This is a genomic window from Pseudomonas sp. JQ170C, from assembly GCF_035581345.1.
Taxonomy (GTDB): Bacteria; Pseudomonadota; Gammaproteobacteria; order Pseudomonadales; family Pseudomonadaceae; genus Aquipseudomonas.
The window spans coordinates 2,502,031-2,521,768 of sequence record NZ_CP141608.1 but is presented as its reverse complement, the minus strand read 5'-3'; the positions used below and the strand labels follow the sequence as shown (position 1 = coordinate 2,521,768).

The 19,738-nt window shown below is 62.5% G+C and carries 19 protein-coding genes and 1 pseudogene; 12 read left to right on the top strand and 8 right to left on the bottom strand.

Annotated elements, in window-relative coordinates:
- Window positions 1-11: 11 nt before the first annotated feature.
- The gene (locus U9R80_RS11740; RefSeq protein ID WP_301840549.1) at window positions 12-1,328 is read right to left on the bottom strand and encodes an MFS transporter; all 1,317 of its coding nucleotides are present in this window, start codon (window positions 1,326-1,328) and stop codon (window positions 12-14) included.
- A 280-nt stretch (window positions 1,329-1,608) separates the two neighbouring features.
- Here U9R80_RS11740 and U9R80_RS11735 point away from each other — a divergent pair, with 280 nt between their 5' ends.
- Window positions 1,609-2,478 carry a LysR family transcriptional regulator gene (locus U9R80_RS11735; protein ID WP_301840546.1) on the top strand — a complete coding sequence of 290 codons (870 nt, stop codon included), beginning with the start codon at window positions 1,609-1,611 and terminating at the stop codon, window positions 2,476-2,478.
- A gap of 64 nt (window positions 2,479-2,542) precedes the next feature.
- On the opposite strand, the gene U9R80_RS11730 is transcribed toward U9R80_RS11735, so the two are convergent.
- Both U9R80_RS11730 and U9R80_RS11725 read right to left on the bottom strand, forming a co-directional pair.
- Entirely contained in the window at window positions 2,543-3,826 is a 1,284-nt protein-coding gene (locus U9R80_RS11730) for a Zn-dependent hydrolase (protein ID WP_301840545.1), read from the bottom strand.
- Between the two features lie 43 nt (window positions 3,827-3,869).
- Window positions 3,870-5,357, bottom strand: coding sequence for an NCS1 family nucleobase:cation symporter-1 (locus tag U9R80_RS11725; RefSeq protein ID WP_301840543.1), 1,488 nt, complete (start codon window positions 5,355-5,357; stop codon window positions 3,870-3,872).
- Window positions 5,358-5,702: 345 nt separating this feature from the next.
- On the opposite strand from U9R80_RS11725, the gene hydA reads away from it, so the two are divergent.
- From hydA to U9R80_RS11705, 4 genes are all read left to right on the top strand, one after another.
- Entirely contained in the window at window positions 5,703-7,148 is a 1,446-nt protein-coding gene (gene hydA / locus U9R80_RS11720; protein ID WP_301840542.1) for a dihydropyrimidinase, read from the top strand.
- An 81-nt stretch (window positions 7,149-7,229) separates the two neighbouring features.
- The gene (locus tag U9R80_RS11715) at window positions 7,230-8,597 is read left to right on the top strand and encodes an NAD(P)-dependent oxidoreductase (protein ID WP_301840541.1); all 1,368 of its coding nucleotides are present in this window, start codon (window positions 7,230-7,232) and stop codon (window positions 8,595-8,597) included.
- Entirely contained in the window at window positions 8,598-9,872 is a 1,275-nt protein-coding gene (gene preA / locus U9R80_RS11710) for an NAD-dependent dihydropyrimidine dehydrogenase subunit PreA (RefSeq protein ID WP_301840540.1), read from the top strand. It abuts the gene before it with no gap.
- 134 nt (window positions 9,873-10,006) lie between these two features.
- Window positions 10,007-10,372, top strand: coding sequence for a DUF2784 domain-containing protein (locus U9R80_RS11705; protein ID WP_301840539.1), 366 nt, complete (start codon window positions 10,007-10,009; stop codon window positions 10,370-10,372).
- Here U9R80_RS11705 and tam read toward each other — a convergent pair.
- Window positions 10,353-11,117: a trans-aconitate 2-methyltransferase gene (tam, locus tag U9R80_RS11700; RefSeq protein ID WP_301840538.1), complete on the bottom strand. Its 765-nt coding sequence runs from the start codon at window positions 11,115-11,117 to the stop codon at window positions 10,353-10,355. The genes U9R80_RS11705 and tam overlap by 20 nt on opposite strands.
- A gap of 93 nt (window positions 11,118-11,210) precedes the next feature.
- Between tam and U9R80_RS11695 the strand changes: the two genes are divergently transcribed.
- Window positions 11,211-11,690, top strand: coding sequence for a GNAT family N-acetyltransferase (locus U9R80_RS11695; RefSeq protein ID WP_301840537.1), 480 nt, complete (start codon window positions 11,211-11,213; stop codon window positions 11,688-11,690).
- A 71-nt stretch (window positions 11,691-11,761) separates the two neighbouring features.
- Here the strand turns inward: U9R80_RS11695 and U9R80_RS11690 are convergent, their stop codons facing one another.
- Complete coding sequence (locus U9R80_RS11690) at window positions 11,762-12,382, bottom strand: TetR/AcrR family transcriptional regulator (RefSeq protein WP_301840535.1); 621 nt, start codon at window positions 12,380-12,382, stop codon at window positions 11,762-11,764.
- A gap of 149 nt (window positions 12,383-12,531) precedes the next feature.
- On the opposite strand from U9R80_RS11690, the gene dkgB reads away from it, so the two are divergent.
- Entirely contained in the window at window positions 12,532-13,335 is an 804-nt protein-coding gene (dkgB, locus tag U9R80_RS11685; RefSeq protein WP_301840534.1) for a 2,5-didehydrogluconate reductase DkgB, read from the top strand.
- Here the strand turns inward: dkgB and U9R80_RS11680 are convergent.
- A complete protein-coding gene (locus tag U9R80_RS11680) occupies window positions 13,332-13,586 on the bottom strand; it encodes a DUF2790 domain-containing protein (RefSeq protein WP_301840533.1) in 255 nt (84 codons plus the stop codon). The genes dkgB and U9R80_RS11680 overlap by 4 nt on opposite strands.
- Window positions 13,587-13,753: 167 nt before the next feature.
- Between U9R80_RS11680 and pdxR the strand changes: the two genes are divergently transcribed.
- Window positions 13,754-15,196 (top strand): MocR-like pyridoxine biosynthesis transcription factor PdxR, encoded by a 1,443-nt coding sequence (pdxR, locus tag U9R80_RS11675; protein WP_301840532.1) that lies wholly within the window; start codon window positions 13,754-13,756, stop codon window positions 15,194-15,196.
- 91 nt (window positions 15,197-15,287) lie between these two features.
- Window positions 15,288-15,725: a carboxymuconolactone decarboxylase family protein gene (locus U9R80_RS11670; protein ID WP_301840530.1), complete on the top strand. Its 438-nt coding sequence runs from the start codon at window positions 15,288-15,290 to the stop codon at window positions 15,723-15,725.
- 60 nt (window positions 15,726-15,785) lie between these two features.
- On the opposite strand, the pseudogene U9R80_RS11665 reads toward U9R80_RS11670, so the two are convergent.
- Window positions 15,786-17,018: pseudogene (locus tag U9R80_RS11665) on the bottom strand (TIGR00366 family protein); the annotation flags it as partial.
- A gap of 9 nt (window positions 17,019-17,027) precedes the next feature.
- Window positions 17,028-17,669: a hypothetical protein gene (locus tag U9R80_RS11660; protein ID WP_301840529.1), complete on the bottom strand. Its 642-nt coding sequence runs from the start codon at window positions 17,667-17,669 to the stop codon at window positions 17,028-17,030.
- Between the two features lie 68 nt (window positions 17,670-17,737).
- Between U9R80_RS11660 and U9R80_RS11655 the strand changes: the two genes are divergently transcribed.
- The 3 genes from U9R80_RS11655 to U9R80_RS11645 all read left to right on the top strand — a co-directional run bounded on the left by U9R80_RS11655 (window position 17,738) and on the right by U9R80_RS11645 (window position 19,721).
- Entirely contained in the window at window positions 17,738-18,454 is a 717-nt protein-coding gene (locus tag U9R80_RS11655) for a hypothetical protein (RefSeq protein ID WP_301840528.1), read from the top strand.
- A 545-nt stretch (window positions 18,455-18,999) separates the two neighbouring features.
- On the top strand, window positions 19,000-19,260 hold the full coding sequence (locus U9R80_RS11650; protein ID WP_301840527.1) for a hypothetical protein: 261 nt from the start codon (window positions 19,000-19,002) through the stop codon (window positions 19,258-19,260).
- Complete coding sequence (locus U9R80_RS11645; RefSeq protein ID WP_301840526.1) at window positions 19,248-19,721, top strand: hypothetical protein; 474 nt, start codon at window positions 19,248-19,250, stop codon at window positions 19,719-19,721. The genes U9R80_RS11650 and U9R80_RS11645 overlap by 13 nt, the downstream gene beginning before the upstream one ends.
- Window positions 19,722-19,738 lie beyond the last annotated feature (17 nt).

Genomic DNA, 19,738 nt, shown 5'->3' with positions numbered 1-19,738 from the left:
CCTCGAAAGTCTCAGGTACGCAGGGGTTTGATGGCCATGGCGGTGTTGGGTGCGACCGCCGGGGTATGCTCGGCCGTGGCCGGACGGCTGTTCCAGTGCGGCACCAGCACCAGCGCCGAGAACAGGGCGCAGGCGGCAAACACGATGAACACCGTGACGCCATCAAAGTAGCCCGGCAGCAGCCCACCGAGGATCGCGCCCACCGAGCCGCAGCCGTTGACGAAGCCCGCCGCCGTGGCACCGGCCTTGGCCGTGCCGAAGTCGATGGCGGCCGCGCCGCTGATCATCGAGTCCGGCCCGTACAGGGTCAGGCCCATCACGAACAGCAGGGCCACCACCAGCATCACGCTGCCGCTTTGCATCGCCCCCATGAACAGCGCCAGCACCACGGTGAGCACCAGCAGGCTGATGACACAGGCCGGCATGCGCCGGGCGCCGAAGAGCTTGTCGGAAGCCAGGCCGATCATGATCGGGCCCAGCAGGCCGGCCAGCTCGAACGCGGTAGGAATGATCGCCGCACCCACCTTGCCCACCGAGGGCATCTGCTCGAAGACGATCACCGGCCCCCACAGCAGAATGGCGTAGCGCGCAGGCTTGAGCATGAAATACGCAAGGCCCAGGGTCAGCACCGTGCGGTTGCGCAGGATCTCGCGCAGTGGCGCCCACACGCTGCAGATCGTGCTGCCCGGCACCATGCTTTCAGGCTCCGGCTCTACCGCGGGCAGGCCGACGTCTTCAGGCTTGTTGCGCTGGAGGAAGAAGAACAGCACGGCCACCACCGCCACCACCGCGGCACTGGAGAAAAACGCCGCATGCCAGGTACCGATCAGGGTGTAGGCCCACCATCCGGCAAACGGTGAAGCCACCAGGCCGCCGAAGGCATAGCATGAACTCCACAGCCCCAATACCCGCCCGCGCTGTGACGAGGGAAAGAAGCTGCCGATGTTCTTGCACAGCCCCGCCCACCCGGTGGACTGCGCCAGGCCCTGGACCAGCATGCAGGTCGCGAAGATCGGGAAGGTGGCGTAGCTGCCCATGACCAGGGCCGCCGCCGCCGAGATGACCAGGCCGCCCAGCACCACCACCCGCGGGCCGAAGCGGTCGGCAAGCATGCCCCAGGTGAACTGCCCTACCGCATAGGCCGCCAGGTAGATGGCATCGAGGTTGGCCATGGCCATTTTGTCGAGGGTAAAACTGGGGTCTTCGCCGATGCCGAGCTTGGCCACCGAGAACGCTTTGCGGGTGAAGTAGAACGCGGCGTAGGCAATCCAGGTGATGGCAAAGATCTGCACGCGCCAACGCTTTATATCTGCACTGTATTTATTCATGGTGACTCTGACCTCGGAGCTTGAGTGTGCCGGCAGAATTTTTAAAAACGCCTGTGTTGTTCTTGTGTTGCGCACTGCGTGACGACCGGTCAGGGTCGACACCTGGTCAGATGGAACCTGGAGCATGCGGGTATTGTTATGCGCTGTCAGCCAGGTCCATGACCCACTGGTCACTGCAAGAGACGCAGCGGGCTGAAAGAGATAGAAACAATTACTGACTGATAAATAAAATCGATTTATCGTATTTCACAAATAAGCTCAGCTTGTAACAGGTGCTGCGATGTCGGTTTCCCACGCTCAGTTGAAAGCCTTCCATGCCGTTGCCCTCCACGGCAGCTTCACCCGTGCCGCCGAACGGTTGTTCCTGACCCAGCCGGCGATCTCCGACCAGGTGCGAAAACTGGAGGAGCGCTTCGGCGTCTTGCTGTTTCACCGCAACAAGCGCTCGGTGCAACTGACCGATCTGGGCGAGCGCCTGCTGGCCATCACCCAGCGCCTGTTCGTGTGCGAGGCCGAAGCCCACGAATTGCTCCAGGATTCACGCGCGCTGCAGACCGGCACGCTGGTGCTGGCGGTGGATGCGCCGGTGCACGTGCTGCCGCAGATCGCCCAGTTCTGTCAGCAATACCCCGGCATTCACGTCAAGATCGAAACCGGCAACACCGATGAATCGCTGCTGCGGCTGTTCAACTACCAGGCCGACCTTGCCCTGCTCGGTCGCGATGTCGACGACGAGCGCCTGCTGTGTGTGCCGATGCGCAGCGACCCGATGGTGGCGTTCGTGTCCCATAACCACCCCTGGGCCAGCCGTGGCTCGATCAGCCTGGCCGACCTTGATGACACGCCGATCGTGCTGCGCGAGCCGGGCTCGGTGACCCGCCAGACCCTTGAAGAAGAAATGCAGCGGGCGGGCCTGCGCATCCGCCCGGCGATTCAGGTCGAGGGCCGCGAAGCAGCGCGCGAAGCCGTGGTGGTGGGGATTGGCGTGGGGGTGGTGTCGGCGGCCGAGTTCGGGGCCGATGCGCGGGTGTGTGCGTTGCCGATTGTCGACTGCCAGCGCAGGCTGACCGAGACACTGGTGTGCCTGCGCGAGCAGAGTTCGCGACGCCTGGTGGCGACCTTTTTGCAGATGGTGCGGGACAGTCTTTGATTTGCCGCATCGCGGCACAAGCACGCTCCTGCCTGTAGGAACGGGCCTGCCCCGCGAACAGCCATTATGCCGCCTCCCTCCCCCGCGCCACCGCCTGGGCCGCCGCCAGCATCGCGCGCAACAGCACCGCGCAGCCATCGGCCAGGTCTTCGGGCGCGGCATTCTCGATTTCGTTATGGCTGATCCCGCCCTCGCACGGCACAAAGATCATCCCCGCCGGTCCCAGCTCGGCCAAGAAGATCGCGTCATGCCCCGCACCGCTGACGATGTCCATGTGCGAAAGCCCCAACCCCTGCGCCGCAGTACGTACCGCCTCCACACAGCCTGTGTCGAAATACAGCGGCGGGAAGTCGGCCGTCGGTGTCAGGGTGTGGCTCAGGCCATGCTGCTCGCAGGTGCTGGCAATCACATCCTTGACCTGGGCAATCATCGAATCCAGCCGCGCAGGCTCCAGGTGCCGGAAGTCCAGGGTCATGCGCACTTCGCCCGGAATCACGTTGCGCGAGCCCGGGTAGGCCTGCAGGCAACCCACCGTGCCACAGGCATGGGGCTGGTGCTCCAGGGCCACGCGATTGACCGCCGCCACCACGGCGCTGGCGCCCACCAGGGCATCCTTGCGCAGGTGCATCGGGGTCGGCCCGGCATGGGCTTCGACACCCCGCAGGGTCAGGTCGAACCACTTCTGGCCAAGCGCTCCCAGCACCACACCGATGGTCTTGCGCTGGTCTTCGAGAATCGGCCCCTGCTCGATATGCGCCTCGAAATACGCCCCCACCGGGTGGCCACTGACCGCGCGCGGCCCGGCATAACCGATGGCGTTGAGCGCTGCACCGACCGTGACGCCCTCGGCATCGGTCTTGGCCAGGGTCTCGGCCAGGGTGAATTTTTCGGCAAACACCCCTGACCCCATCATGCACGGGGCAAAGCGCGAGCCCTCCTCGTTGGTCCACACCACCACTTCCAGCGGTGCTTCGGTTTCGATCTTCAAGTCGTTGAGGGTGCGCATCACCTCAAGCCCGGCCAGCACGCCAAAGCAGCCATCGAACTTGCCCCCGGTCGGCTGGGTGTCAATGTGGCTGCCGGTCATCACCGGGGGCAGTTGCGGGTTGCGCCCCGGGCGGCGGGCAAAGATATTGCCCACGCCGTCGATGCTCACGGTGCAGCCGGCCTCCTGGGTCCATTTGACGAACAGGTCGCGGGCCTGGCGGTCCAGGTCGGTCAGGGCCAGGCGGCACACGCCGCCCTTGACCGTGGCGCCCAGCTGGGCCAGGTCCATCAGTGACTGCCAGAGCCGCTCACCGTTGATATGCCGCACGCTCGATTGCAGAACGTCCTGTGTGCTTTGCATGGGTTACCTCCATCAGGTGCCTGGCTTCTAGTGGCCATGGGCGTTACACAGTGGGTTTGAGACTGGCCGTGCGCGCCGCCTTGAGCGTGCCCAGGGCGTAGTAGATCAAGCCCCCCAGGGCGGAGCCGGTGAACCAGCCAAAGTCGTAGAACCAGCTGAACGCCTGGCTTTGCAGCGACAGCAGGGTCAGCACCACCGGCACCCCGAAAGCGATGAAGCCGGCGACGTTCCAGGCCGGATAGACGTCGTCGCGGTACAGCCCGGCCAGGTCCAGGGTCTGCCGGCGGATCAGGAAGTAGTCCACCACCATGATCCCGGCAATCGGCCCCAGCAGGCTCGAGTAGCCCAGCAGCCAGTTGGAGTAGACGCTTTCAAGGCTCACGTCGCTGACGATCCAGCCAAGCTTTTTCAGCAGCTCGTGGCCCATCAGCAGCAGCCCGACCAGGCCGGTCAGTAGCACGGCCAGGGTTCGGCCGATCCACTTGGGTGCCAGGTTCTGAAAGTCGTTGGTGGGCGAGACGATGTTCGCGGCCGTGTTGGTCGACAGCGTGGCGATGATGATCAGCGCCATGGCCAACGCCACCCACATCGGGCTCTGGATATGGCCGATCAGGGTGACCGGGTCGGAGACGGTTTCGCCCACCAGCGAGGCGGAGGCGGCGGTGAGTACCACACCCAGGGCGGCGAACAGGAACATGGTCAGTGGCAGGCCAAAAATCTGCCCCAGGATCTGGTCTTTCTGGCTCTTGGCGTAGCGGCTGAAGTCGGGAATGTTCAACGACAAGGTGGCCCAGAAACCCACCATCGCCGTCAGCCCGGCAAAGAAGTAGCCGTACACGCTGGCCCCCTCCGGCCGTTTCGGCGGCTGGGCCATCAGCTCGCTGATCGAGACGTTGGGCAACGCCCACACCAGCAAGCCGGCGCCCACCAGCACCAGCAGCGGCGCCGAGAGGGTTTCGAGCCACTTGATCGACTCGGCGCCGCGCAGCACCACCCAGAGGTTGAGGCACCAGAACAGCATGAAGCCGATCACCTCGCCCGTGCCGCCCAACGCCTTCCAGTCAGCCGACAGCGAGCCCAGGAACAGGTGAATGGCAAGCCCGCCGAACATCGTCTGGATACCGAACCAGCCGCAGGCTACCAGGGCGCGGATCAGGCACGGCACGTTGGAGCCGAGGATGCCGAAGGAAGAGCGCAGCAGCACCGGGAAGGGAATGCCGTACTTGGTACCGGGAAAGGCATTGAGCGTCAGCGGTATCAGCACCACGGTGTTGGCCAGCAGGATCGCCAGCAGCGCCTCCCCCACCGTCAACCCGAAGTAGGCGGTCAGCACCCCGCCGAGGGTGTAGGTCGGCACGCAGATCGACATGCCGACCCACAGTGCCGTGATGTGCCATTTGTTCCAGGTGCGCTCCTGCACCTTGGTCGGGGCGATGTCGTGGTTGTAGCGGGGGCTGTCGAGGACGTCGCTGCCGGCCTCGAGTTCATATAAGCCGTCGCGCTCGCTCACTTGCGATCTGGTCTGCTGCATGGCCGCTCCACTGTTGTTGTGTTTTTTACTCATCCTGAGGATGGCTGGAGTACTTGCACGGGCATTGCGGGCAATCACGGCTGCCCATGTGAAATCTTGACCATTTCCACAACCTGTCAAGAACGACAGGACCACTGGTCGTTTTCCCTGAACAGACAAAAAACTATAAAACCTAACTAAATCAGTAATTTAACTTTGTTATAAGCTTATTTTTTTATTATTTGCCCTATCCAGAATCGCCGACTAGATTCAGTTCCTGACAGCGATGACAGGTTTTGACCTACGCTGTGGTGAGTACAAAACCTAGAACCGGTAACAACCGGTCAAGCCTGCGAGGAGCATCTGATGACGCTTTTGATTCGTGGCGCCACCCTGATTACCCATGAGGAAAGTTATCGCGCCGACGTGCTCTGTGCCGACGGGGTGATCAAGGCCATCGGCACCGACCTCGACATTCCCACCGGCTGCGAGATACTCGATGGCAGCGGCCAATACCTGATGCCCGGCGGCATCGACCCCCACACCCACATGCAACTGCCCTTCATGGGCACGGTAGCCAGCGAAGACTTCTACAGCGGCACCGCCGCGGGCCTTGCCGGCGGCACCACCTCGATCATCGACTTCGTGATCCCCAACCCCCAGCAATCCCTGCTCGAAGCCTTTCACCAGTGGCGCGGCTGGGCCGAGAAGTCGGCCTCCGACTACGGCTTTCACGTCGCCATTACCTGGTGGAGCGAGCAGGTACGCCAGGAGATGGGCGAGCTGGTCAGCCAGCACGGCATCAACAGCTTCAAGCACTTCATGGCCTACAAGAATGCGATCATGGCCGCCGACGACACCCTGGTCGCCAGCTTCGAGCGCTGCCTGGAACTGGGCGCGGTGCCCACGGTGCATGCCGAGAACGGCGAGCTGGTCTATCACCTGCAACGCAAGCTGATGGCCGAGGGCATCACCGGGCCCGAGGCGCATCCGCTGTCGCGTCCGTCACAAGTGGAAGGCGAGGCCGCCAGCCGCGCCATCCGCATTGCCGAAACCCTGGGCACGCCGGTGTACCTGGTGCATGTGTCCACCCGCGAAGCGCTCGATGAAATCAGCTATGCCCGTGCCAAGGGCCAGCCGGTCTACGGCGAGGTGCTGGCCGGTCACCTGCTGCTGGACGACAGCGTCTACCGCCATCCCGACTGGCAAACGGCGGCCGGCTATGTGATGAGCCCCCCGTTCCGCCCACGCAAGGACGGTCACCAGGAAGCACTCTGGGGCGGCCTGCAATCGGGCAACCTGCACACCACCGCCACCGACCACTGCTGCTTCTGCGCCGAACAGAAAGCCGCCGGGCGCAATGACTTCAGCCGCATTCCCAACGGCACCGCCGGCATCGAAGACCGCATGGCCGTGCTCTGGGATGAAGGGGTGAACAGCGGCAAGTTGTCGATGCAGGAGTTCGTTGCGCTGACCTCCACCAACACCGCGAAGATCTTCAACCTGTTCCCGCGCAAGGGCGCCCTGCGCGTGGGCGCCGATGCCGACCTGGTGCTCTGGGACCCGCAAGGCACCCGGACCATCTCGGCTGCCACCCACCACCAGCAAGTGGACTTCAACATCTTTGAAGGCAAGACCGTGCGTGGCATCCCCAGCCACACCATCAGCCAGGGCAAGCTGGTCTGGGCCAACGGCGACCTGCGCGCCGAGCGCGGTGCCGGCCGGTATATCGAGCGACCGGCGTACCCGGCGGTGTTCGATCTGCTGAGCAAGCGGGCCGAGCATTTGCGTCCGACTGCAGTCAAGCGTTGATGCATCGAGAGGCCAGCCCGCGCCTACCGGTAGGCGCGGGCTGGCCCCGCGAAAAAAACAATAAAAAATGAGGAACCCACCGTGATCGACTCCCTCAACCACCTCCCCCGACCGACCACCGACAACGCCACCCTGGCCGAGCATTTCAGTGACCTGGCGCCACCGCTGAACGCCCGCCAGGCCGCCCTGGAGGCCTCGCGCTGCCTCTATTGCTACGACGCGCCCTGCGTCAACGCGTGCCCCAGCGACATCGACATTCCCTCGTTCATCCGCAACATCCACCAGGAGAACATCCAGGGTGCGGCGCAGAAGATTCTCGAGGCCAATATTCTCGGCGGCAGCTGTGCGCGGGTCTGCCCCACCGAAATTCTTTGCCAGCAGGCCTGTGTGCGTAACCACCACCAGGAATGCGCGCCGGTGCTGATCGGCCAGCTGCAGCGCTACGCCCTGGACCACGCCGAGTTTGCCGAGCATCCGTTCCAGCGGGCCGCCAGCACCGGCAAGCGCATTGCCGTGGTCGGTGCCGGGCCTGCCGGCTTGTCGTGTGCCCACCGCCTGGCCTGGCACGGCCATGACGTGGTGATCTTCGAGGCCCGGCCCAAGGCCGGGGGCCTGAACGAGTACGGCATTGCCAAATACAAGGTGGTCGACGACTTCGCCCAGCGCGAAGTGGACTTCGTCATGCAGATCGGCGGTATTGAACTGCGTCATGACCAGGTGCTGGGCAAGAACCTGAGCCTGGCCGAGCTGCAGCAGGAATTCGACGCGGTGTTCCTCGGCCTTGGCCTGAACGCCAGCCGCCAGCTGGGCCTGGCCGACGAAAACGCCCCGGGCCTGGTGGCCGCCACCGACTACATCCGTGAACTGCGCCAGGCCAGCGACCTCAGTGCCCTGCCCCTGGCCGACCACTGCATCGTGCTCGGTGCCGGCAACACCGCCATCGACATGGCCGTGCAGATGGCCCGCCTTGGCGCCCGCGACGTCAACCTGGTGTACCGCCGCGGCATCGAGGACATGGGCGCCACCGAACATGAGCAGCACATTGCCAAGGAGAACCAGGTGCGCCTGCTGACCTGGGCCCAGCCCGAACAGGTACTGCTGGACGACGAGGGCCGGGTGCGCGGCATGCGCTTTGCCCGCACGCGCAGGGTCGAAGGCCGCCTGCAAACCACCGGCGAAACCTTCGAGCTGGCCGCCGATGCAATCTTCAAGGCCATCGGCCAGGCCTTCGACGAACAGGCCCTGAGCGACACCAGCGCCCAGGCCCTGGCCCGCGACGGCGATCGCATCCGCGTTGACGAACACATGCGCACCAGCCTGCCCGGGGTGTATGCCGGCGGCGACTGTACCCACCTGGGCCAGGACCTTACCGTCCAGGCCGTGCAGCACGGCAAGCTGGCCGCCGAGGCCATCCATGCCCAACTGATGCTCAATGTGGAGGCTGCATAAATGGCTGACCTGTCGATCGAATTCGCTGGCATCAAGGCGCCCAACCCGTTCTGGCTGGCCTCCGCACCGCCCACCGACAAAGCCTATAACGTGGTCCGCGCCTTCCAGGCCGGCTGGGGTGGCGTGGTCTGGAAAACCCTCGGTGAAGACCCGGCCGCCGTCAACGTGTCTTCACGCTACTCGGCCCACTACGGGGTCAACCGCGAGGTCATGGGCATCAACAACATCGAGCTGATCACCGACCGCTCGCTGGAGATCAACCTGCGGGAAATCACCCAGGTGAAGAAGGACTGGCCCGACCGCGCGCTGATCGTGTCGTTGATGGTGCCGTGCGTGGAGGAATCCTGGAAAGCCATCCTGCCGCTGGTGGAGGCCACCGGTGCCGACGGCATCGAGTTGAACTTCGGCTGCCCCCACGGCATGCCCGAGCGCGGCATGGGCGCGGCGGTCGGCCAGGTACCGGAGTATGTGGAGCAGGTCACCCGCTGGTGCAAGATGCACTGCTCGCTGCCGGTGATCGTCAAGCTCACCCCCAACATCACCGACATCCGCCAGTCTGCCCGCGCCGCACACCGTGGCGGCGCCGATGCGGTGTCGCTGATCAACACCATCAACTCGATCACCAGCGTCGACCTTGAGCGCATGGTCGCCCTGCCCATCGTCGGCGACATGAGCACCCATGGCGGCTACTGCGGCTCGGCGGTCAAACCCATTGCCCTGAACATGGTGGCCGAAATCGCCCGCGACCCGGCCACCCGCGGCCTGCCCATCAGCGGCATCGGCGGTATCGGCAGCTGGCGTGACGCGGCCGAGTTCATTGCCCTGGGCTGCGGCGCCGTGCAGGTGTGCACGGCGGCCATGCTCCACGGCTTTCGCATTGTCGAGGACATGAAGGACGGTCTCTCGCGCTGGATGGACAGCCAGGGCTACCGCAGCCTTCAAGACTTCAGCGGCCGCGCCGTGGGCCATACCACTGACTGGAAGTACCTGGACATCAACTACCAGGTCATCGCCAAGATCGACCAACAGGCGTGCATCGGCTGCGGCCGTTGCCACATCGCCTGCGAAGACACCTCGCACCAGGCCATCGCCAACCTCAAGCAGGCCGACGGCAGCCACCGCTACGAGGTGATCGACGCCGAGTGCGTGGGCTGCAACCTGTGCCAGATCACCTGCCCGGTAGAGGACTGCATCGAGATGGTGCCCCAGGACACCGGCAAGCCGTTCCTTGACTGGCAGCATGATCCGCGAAACCCCTACCGCGAAGCCTCCTGACCCGCGGGTGTAAAAAACGAGGGAGGATCATTGATCCTCCCTCGTCGTTTTGCCTGTGACCGGAACACAGCGTGCCGTGGGTGAATGCTTCTATGATGGTGCGTACACACCCAAGACGCGTGGAACCCATTGCCATGCTCTACCGCCTGGGCGCCGATGGTCTGGTGCTGTTTCATCTGCTGTTCATTGTGTTCGTGCTGCTGGGTGGCCTGTTGGCACTCAAGTGGCGCGGCGCCGTGTGGTGGCACCTGCCGGCGATGTGCTGGGGCATCGCCGTGGAGTTCCTGCACCTGCCCTGCCCGCTGACCGACTGGGAAAACAGCCTGCGCGAGGCCGCCGGCCTGGCAGGTTATGCGGGCGGCTTTGTCGAGCACTACATCTGGCCGATCATCTACCCTGCCGGCCTGACCCCGGGCATCCAGTGGCTGCTCGGGGGCGTGGTGGTGCTGGTCAATGCGGTGATCTACCTGTGGCTGTGCTTCAGCGCGTGGCGACGATGAACAGGCGTGGGAACGGCAGCAGCACCTTGCCGTCGGCCGCCGCCGGGTAGTCGTGCTCCATGGCCTGCAGATAAAGCTGGAGGAAATCCGCCTGCTCCTGCTCGTCCAGTGCCGCCAGGTAAGGCCGCAGCGCCGACCCCTTGAACCACTCCACCACCGCCTGGGCACCGCCCATCAGGGGGTGGTAATAGGTGGTGCGCCAGACATCGACCTGGCGACAGTGCGGGCTGAGCACATCGTAGTAAAAGGCGGCGCTATGGCGTGGCGGGTGCTTGATCGCGCCGATCTTGTCGGCCCAGGGGCCACGGCTGGCAATCTCCCGGGCCTGGCGGTGGGCCGGCTCGTCGAGGTTGTCCGGGGTCTGGATGGCCAGGCTGCCCCCTTGGCACAGTTGCCTGGCCAGATGCGGATACAGCAGCGCGTGATCGGGCAGCCACTGCAACGAGGCGTTGGCCAGGATCACGTCCATGCCCTGAGGGGCTGTCCAGGTGCCGATATCGCCCAGCTCGAACTCAATGCCCTGCAAGCGCTGGCGGGCGGCGGCGAGCATGTCCCGGGAACTGTCCAGCCCCGTGACGGCCGCCTCGGGATACCGCTCGGCCAGCACCTGGGTCGAATTGCCCGGGCCACAGCCAAGGTCGATGGCGGTGCGAACGGCCCGTTTCGGCAGTGCTGCCACCAGGTCGCGCACCGGCCGGGTGCGTTCGTTCTCGAAGGTGCTGTATTGCTCGGCTGACCAGGTCATTGCAGGGTCCTTGGTAATCGGTGTGAAATGCGATTGTAGCCCGCGCCTACCTTGTAGGATAAACGCCTTTCCAGCCCCACACGGACGCCCGCCATGACCCTGCACATCCGCCCTGCCCGGCGCGAAGACGCTGCTCGCATCCTTGCCTTCATCACTGAACTGGCCGACTACGAACGTGCCCGCCATGAAGTGGTCGCCTCGGTAGAAGATGTCGAGCGCACCCTGTTCGACGATGGCGCCAAGGCCAAGAGCCTGATCTGCGAGCGCGACGGCCAGGCCATTGGCTACGCGGTGTACTTCTACAGTTACTCGACCTGGCTGGGGCGCAACGGCATCTACCTCGAAGACCTGTACATCACCCCGCAGCAGCGTGGCGGTGGCGCGGGCAAGACCTTGCTGCGCCACATCGCCCAGGAAGCCTGCGACAACCACTGCGGGCGCCTGGAATGGAGCGTACTGGACTGGAACGAACCGGCGATCCAGTTCTACCGTTCACTGGGTGCCCAGCCCCAGGATGAATGGGTGCGCTACCGCCTGGAAGGCGAAGGCCTGAAAGCATTCGCCGGCCGATAACCCTGGTAGGAGCGGGCTTGCCCCGCGATGCGATGTGACTGATACACCGCTATCGCGGGGCAAGCCCGCTCCTACGGTTCAAGCCCGATTCCGCGCAGAATCACGCTGGTGACTGTCTGCACCGCCCGCTCGAATTGCAGGTCGGTCAGCGGCTGGTGATCGTTGAGCAACCCCACCTGGTGGCTGAAATCCGCATAGTGCTGGGTCGACGCCCAGATCATGTACAACAACCCCGACGGCTCCACCGCCAGGATCCGGCCATCCTCGATCCACTGGCGGATCTTGGCCTCTTTCATCTTCGCCCAGCCATACAGCGGATCATCCAGCGCCGCGCCAAGATTCGGCGCACCATGGATGATCTCGTTGGCCCACACCTTGGAGCCATACGGCCGGGTCCGCGAATGAATCATCTTGGCGCGGATATAGCTCGACAGCACGATGCGCGGATCATCGTAGAGCTCGAAGCACAAGGCATCCTGCTTCCACACATCAAGCAGGCCAAACAGCACCGCCTGGTACAGCTCGGCCTTGGTGCTGAAGTAGTAATGCACATTGCTGCGCGGCAATTGCGCCGCCTCGGCAATGTCGGCCATGGCCGTGCCGGCGAAGCCTTTTTCGGCGAAGACCTGTTCGGCCGCCAGGAGGATGTTGTCAACATTGCGTTGACGAATGCTGAGCTTGTGCCGGGTCATGACCAAATCCATTGCGACAGACCCTGCAAGGCTACCACCAGGCTTGGCGGATTCGTGCGGCGCAGGCAAAAAAGTTGTGTTGTAACGGGGATTTTTCCCACGTCGAACAGTCGCAATACTGCACGCCTCACTTCCCAAGGAGCCTTCCCATGTCCATTCCCCTACTGGGCCTCGGCACTTTCCGCCTCAAGGACCAGGTCGTCATCGACTCGGTCAGCCAGGCCCTGGCGCTGGGCTACCGTGCCGTCGACACCGCCCAGATCTACGGCAACGAAGCCGAGGTCGGCCAGGCGGTGGCCGCCAGCGGCATCCCCCGCGAGCAGTTGTTCCTGACCAGCAAAATCTGGACTGAGAACCTCGGCGCCGACGCACTGATCCCAAGCCTCAAGGACAGCCTGAGCAAGCTGCGCACCGACTACCTGGACCTGACCCTGATCCATTGGCCGTCGCCCAAGGGGGCGGTGCCGGTCAGTGAGTTCATGGGGGCCCTGGCAGAAGCCCGTGCCCAGGGCCTGACCCGCCAGATCGGCGTGTCCAATTTCACCATCGACCTGCTGCGCCAGGCCATCGCGGTGGTCGGCAAGGAGGCGATCGCCACCAACCAGATCGAACTGCACCCCTACTTGCAGAACCGCACCCTGGTCGAGTTCATGCACAGCCAGGGCATCGCCGTGACCTCGTACATGACCCTGGGCTACGGCAAAGTCCTGCAGGACCCGGTGATCCAGCAGATCGCCAGGCTGCACAACGCCACCCCGGCGCAGGTGACCCTGGCCTGGGCCATGCAGTTGGGCTATGCGGTGATCCCGTCCTCGACCCGTCGCGAAAACCTGGCCGGCAACCTCAAGGCCCGCGAACTGACACTGAACGACGAGGACATGGCTCGCATCGCGACGCTGGACAGCGGCTTGCGCCTGACCAATCCCGAAAGCCTGGCACCCGCCTGGGACTAATCGTGGTCGCTGCAGACCTGCGCCAACTTCAGGTACTGCAGCGTGTGTTGCTGGCCTGCCGAGTCGACATAGACCATGCGCGCCTGCACCACGTCGCAGAGTTCAGTGGCAGGCTCGCTCATGTCCAGCACGTGGGCGATGTCCAGCGGCATGCCGTAGTGGTACACCGCGGTAGGTGAATCGGCTTGGGCACTGGCGGTCAGCAACAGGCCAAGGCTCAAGCCCAGGCCCGACAGAGTTCGCAGGTACATGGCGACGCTCCTGTTTGAGTGCAAGAGGTTCACCGGCGTGCCGGAGAACCCCGACCCTTAAAGTGTGGCGTGCGATTGGCCTGGCGTCGGCCGAGGGGATCAACGGCAGTGCCGGGGCAAATCGGTTACTCTCGGCGTCAGTCAATGGCGCGTGGATTCACCCCAGCATGGAACTTCATATCAGCCTGCACGGCAGCAAAGGCCTGGCCGAGCAGCTCTACCGACAACTGCGCGAAGGTATCGACAGCGGCCGCCTGGCGGCCGGCACCCAGTTGCCCCCCACACGGCTGCTGGCCGAGCAACTGGGGGTATCACGCAAGACCGTGGCCGAGGCCTATTCACGCCTGACCTACGACAACCTGCTCAGCGGCAAGGTGGGCAAAGGCACCTTCATCACCCCCGCCCTCACCCACGCACCGGCACCTGCCTCGTCCATTGCCCTGGCCAGCACCCAGGCCCTGGAAAAATGGCTGGCCCGGGCCAATCCGCTGGCCGACATGCGCTCGGCCACCCTGCGTTACGACTTCATCGGCGGCGCATCGAGCAAAGGACAATTCCCTTTCGACGACTGGCGCCGCTGCAACCAGTACGCCCTGCGCCAGATCCGCACCAGCAGTGCCCGCTACGCCGCCCACCAGGGCCTGCCGGAGCTGCGCGAAGCCATCGCCCGGCACATCGCCTTCGCCCGGGGCGTACGCTGCAGCAGTGCCGATGTGCTGGTGTGCAACGGCGCCCAGCAGGCGCTTGACCTGATCGCCCGGGTGCTGATCGAGCCCGGCTGCCAGGTGGCCATGGAAGACCCCGGCTACACCCCGGTGCGCCAGTTGTTCCTGGCCCAGGGCGCCGCGCTTCAATATGTGCCGGTCGACAGCGAGGGCCTGTGCGTCGACCAGATCCGCGACGGAACCCGGTTGATCTACGTGACCCCTTCGCATCAGTTCCCGCTGGGCATGCCCATGAGCCAGGCGCGTCGCGAGGCCTTGCTCGCACGCGCGGCGGCCTTGGGCGCGATCATCATCGAAGACGACTACGACAGCGAGTTCCGCTACGAAGGCCGGCCTACCGACTCGTTGCAGAGCATGGACCGTCACGGCCTGGTGGCCTATGTCGGGACCTTCTCCAAGACCTTGCTGCCGGAGCTGCGCCTGGGCTACACCATTGCACCGCCGGCGCTGCGCGAGGCGTTGTGCATCGCCAAGCAACTGACCGACTGGCACACCCCGACCCTGAACCAGTGGGCCCTGGCCCGGTTCATCAGCGAGGGTTCGCTGCTCAAGCACATCCGCCGTGTGCATGAGGTGTACGCCGCACGGCGCGCGCGGATCGTCCAGCGCCTGCAAGGCGACCTGGCACCCTGGTTCGAGGTGATTCCAGCCACCGCCGGCTACCACCTCAGTGCCCTGGCCAAGGGCGACTTGGACGTGCAGTTCGTCATCGACATGGCGCGCAAGGTCGAAGTCGGGCTGTATGCGCTGGCGCCTTTCTATGCCGGAGCACCGCCGCGTTCGGGGCTGTTGATCGGCTTTGGCGCCATCGAACTGCTGGACATCGACCCGGCCCTGGACCGGTTGCGCGATACCCTGCAACGCCTCGACGGATTGGCCTCCTGACATTCGCCGCAATTGGCTATTCGGGCATGGCCTGCACAGCGCTAAGGTAGTGCCATCGCCGCCTGACGCGGACCTGACTGGAGCAAGCAAGATGAGCAACCGAATCGAATGGGCCAAACACGCACCCGAGGCCTATAAAGCCATGGTCGGCCTGGAAATGGCCCTGGGCAAGTCGGGGCTGGAAAACTCGCTGCTGGAGCTGATCCGCCTGCGTGCCTCGCAAATCAACGGCTGCGCCTACTGCGTCAACATGCACGCCAACGATGCCCGCAAGGCCGGCGAAACCGAGGCCCGCCTGCAGACCCTGAGCGTCTGGGAAGAAACCGCCTATTTCAGCCCCCGCGAGCGCGCCGCCCTGGCCTGGACCGAAAGCCTGACCCGCCTGCCCGACCTGCGCGCGCCAGAGCATCAGTACCGTGAGCTGCTGGAGCACTTCAGCGAGGCCGAAGTGGCCAACCTGACCCTGGCCGTTGCCACCATCAACGCCTGGAACCGTTTCGGCGTCGGCTTTGCGATGATCCCGAGCTGAGTCCCACGCCCCATGAAAAACGCCCTGCACTGCAGGGCGTTTTCGTTTGCGGCAATGCAATCAGCCAGCCGGTGTCGGCATTACCGGCGGCGTGTACTGCAAGGTGGTGCCCAGCAACCACAACAGGAACAGCACCAGCGGAATGTGCACCAGCAACTGCACGAAGGAGAAACCGATCAGGTCCCGCGCCTTCAGGCCCAGTACACCCAGCAGCGGCAGCATGTAGAACGGGTTGATCAGGTTCGGCAGCGCCTCGGCGGCGTTGTAGATCTGCACCGCCCAGCCCAGGTGGTACTGCAGGTCATTGGCCACCAGCATCACGTACGGCGCCTCGATGATCCACTTGCCGCCACCGGAGGGGATGAAGAAGCCCAGCACCGCCGAATAGATGCCCATCAGCAGCGCGTAGGTGTCGTGGGAGGCGATCTGCACGAAGAAGGTCGAGATATGGTGGGCCAGGGTTTCGGCATCCACGCCCTTGACCTGGGTAAGGATCGCGGCGATCGAGCCGTACAGCGGGAACTGGATCAGCACGCCGGTGGTGGTCGGTACTGCGCGGGCCACCGCATCGAGGAAACTGCGCGGGCGCCAGTGCAGCAAGGCACCGAGCATGATGAACAGCAGGTTATAGGTGTTGAGCCCGGAAATCGCCGTGATTGCAGGCTTGGTGGCGAATTCGTTGTACAGCCAGCCGGCGGCCAGGGCTACCAGCAGCAGGGTCAGGATCGGGCTGTATTCCAGCCATTCGCCCGGGCGGGTGCGCTTGGGCGGTGGCGGGGCCGAAAAGCTCGGGTCCACACCGCAGGCCTCGGCGCTACGGGCACTGGTTGGCCCCGGTGCAGTGGCATAGGCCACTACCAGCGACACCACCACCAATGCGGCCAGCAGCACGCCGGATTGCCAGAGGAAGATGGTCTCGGTGAACGGGATCACCCCGGTGATCGCCAGGATCGAAGGCGGCAGGCTGGCCGGGTTGGCCTGCAACTGCGCCGCCGAGGACGACAGGCCCAGGGCCCACACCGCACCCAGGCCCAGGTAGGCGGCAGCGCCGGCTGCGCGGTAGTCCATGTGCAGGTCGGTGCGCCGCGCCAGGGCGCGCACCAGCAGGCCGCCGAACACCAGCGACAGGCCCCAGTTGAGCAACGAGGCCACCATCGAGATCAACGCCACCCAGCACACCGCCGAACGGCCGTTCTTGGGGATGCGCGCCAGGCGGTCGATCAGCTTGACCGCAGGGGGCGAACTGGCCACCACATAACCGCCGATGACCACGAAGGCCATCTGCATATAAAAAGCTGCAATTTAGTAGTCTGATTTGCTCGAAGCTTCCAGCTCAAGGAAGTGCTTACGGCCAAGTGCGGTCAGTTCCGCATATCGCCGCCCAAAAGGAGCACTTACAGGACGGATGAGTCCCACGGCTGTAAGGTGCTCTAGAGCGTTCTGCGTTGCAATTCTGGACAGCCGCGAGTGCCTGAGCACATCGTCAAACCCAGGCTCATACCCTTCTTGAATCGCTTTCCCGATGATAACGAATGCGAGGTTTTGGTCGTCTGTCAGGGGCGCACCAGCCGGAGCCTCTCCCTTTTCATACCGGGCGTAAATCAGCAGCCCAACAGGTACGGCCAAGGCCACCATGAGTACGATCATGAGCATCAGCAGCCAGAACGGGAGAGAAACGTCTCTCGCAAACCAGTTGGCAATACCCTTGAGCCAGCCCCAAAGCCCCGAAATTGCGGGACTGAAAAACGACAGATTCAGCTCACCCTCAACCCATTTTGTTATAGGCACCGCCAGCACAGTACCAAGCACCCACCCGAATACTTTCTTCACCGCATTCGCCCAATAACCTGATGAAAGCCAGATGCTATCAGAGGCTAACGGGTGATGGCAGGCCGCGAGCGGGCACAGGCCAGTATTGCCGATGTGCTCCTGCGCTTCGTTCATGAGCAGCTTCCACCCATCCTGAGCCGTGTGGCAAAGTGATAGCCATTCACTCACATGATGGATGAGCTATGGCGATCCCAAATGATGTCCTTCAGAAAGTACGCGACAATCCTATTGATGGTGCATTGACGGCGTGTCGTTTTGTTCTGACGCGAATCGAGATGATGACTGGCTCATCAGGCAACTGGTCAGAAGATGAACACGCTTTATTGCTTGAGGGAGCTGCACTACTTTTGCAGCTTGAGGAAGACCAACTGATTTCGCATAGGGTACGTCATCCCGATGTAGACGGGAGCATGGGGGTCGTTTGCAACGAGTTGCGGAGATTTCTACAGGATGCACAGGAAGAATTGGTAGGGCAGACTTCGGCAAGCAAGCTCGATAGCCTCAAAAAGCGATTCGCTATCTCGGTGTCCAGTGGCTTTGGTTACGAATTCACTGACGGGGATTTGAAGCGTATTCAGCAATTGATAAACCAGCTTCGTGAGTTGGTAGCCGCAAATACAGAGCTGGATGCTGGGCACAAGCAACGCATGCTCAAACGACTGGAGAAAATGCAGTCAGAGCTTCATAAGAAAATGTCGGATATCAGCAAATTCTATGAGTTGATGGGGGATGCTGGTGTAGCCCTTGGCAAGCTTGGCGAAGGCGCGAAACCGATTGTTGAAGCAATCAAAGAGCTGGCCGGGATTGCTTGGAAGTCGCAAGCCCGAGCAGAGCAACTGCAAACCGATGCTGAGAACCCTTTGATTGGTCAGGATGCTGGTCCGAAGCTGTTGGAATAGTTGTCACTTCATTGGTACAAGACGGCCCCGTGATACGGGGCTATCGCACTAATTCCATTAAACTATTTCAAATAACTTTGCAAGTTTTAGTTGACAATATAGCAAGTCGTGGTATAATTTTCCTGTAGCAAGAGAATGTTCTTTTTCTGGCTCAGCTTTCCTTGCGCACCATCTTCCCCTTCTCACCATCAATGTTAGAATCCTTCTGTGATGGTGAGCGAGCTACGCTCTACGTAGCTGATCCTTATCCCTCAAAAACTCTTCAAAGAATACTTGAGACGCCAAAGCGGACTGTTTCCCCGCTTCCTCTCGTTCTATCCAGTAGCGTTGGCAAAACTGGTACACCAGAATAAATGGTTCATCACCATTTGTTCAATAGACTCGCTTACTGTCGGGGGTGGAAACAGTAACAATTTTAGCAGTGATCTAGATAAGGGCCTTGCGGCCCTTTTTCGCATCTGCCACCCACTATTCTCACAACTAAATTTATAGGAGGCCAAATGGCTTTGATCCTCGAACGCCCCTGCGTGGTCTGCGGAGTCCCCATGAAAACGCAACGTCCAACAAAACAAACATGCTCGCATCGTTGCTACATGCAGCGCTATCGAGCGAAACCCAAGCAGTCTACCGATACCCCTATCCAACAGGCAGAACCAATGACACCAAATGAACAAGCCGGTTTTGACGATCAGTCTGATCAGTCGCCAATCGAAGTATTTGAAGAAAGCAAGGCCATCGTTCAGCAATACCTCAACCTACTACTGCAAAAATCCAACCGTAAGGAAATCAACGAATGTCTATCCTAAAATCTTTTGATAAGTCAGTTTTTCAATCGCTAAAAGAAAACGCCACGCGATTCTATGAGGGCGGATTTTGCGACGCGCTTGCTATCCCAACCACACGGGCCACCGTGAGTCAGGTTTCTTTTATTGTGTCGAGCCTCAACGCGGCTTTCAAGAAGCGTGATGAGCTTCTAGCTGATGGATACGCACACAGCGACATTGATCCACAACAGCTTGGTTCACATTTCACCTTCTACATGAAGAAGCCACAAGCTGAGCAAAAAGCCGATCTGAGAGCAATCCACGCACAAGTCGAAGCTGATTATCGAGCGGCAATCGAGCGAGAGAATAACGACACCATTGCTCGACAAGTCGAACTCGAACAAGCGGCAATTGATCGTCAGGTAGAAAAAGAGCTTGCAGCAGAGCGCCTAGCCCAGCGTGCTGCAATTGAGCAGCGTATTCGTGCAGAGCTATCGAAATGATAGACCCTAATAGCGTA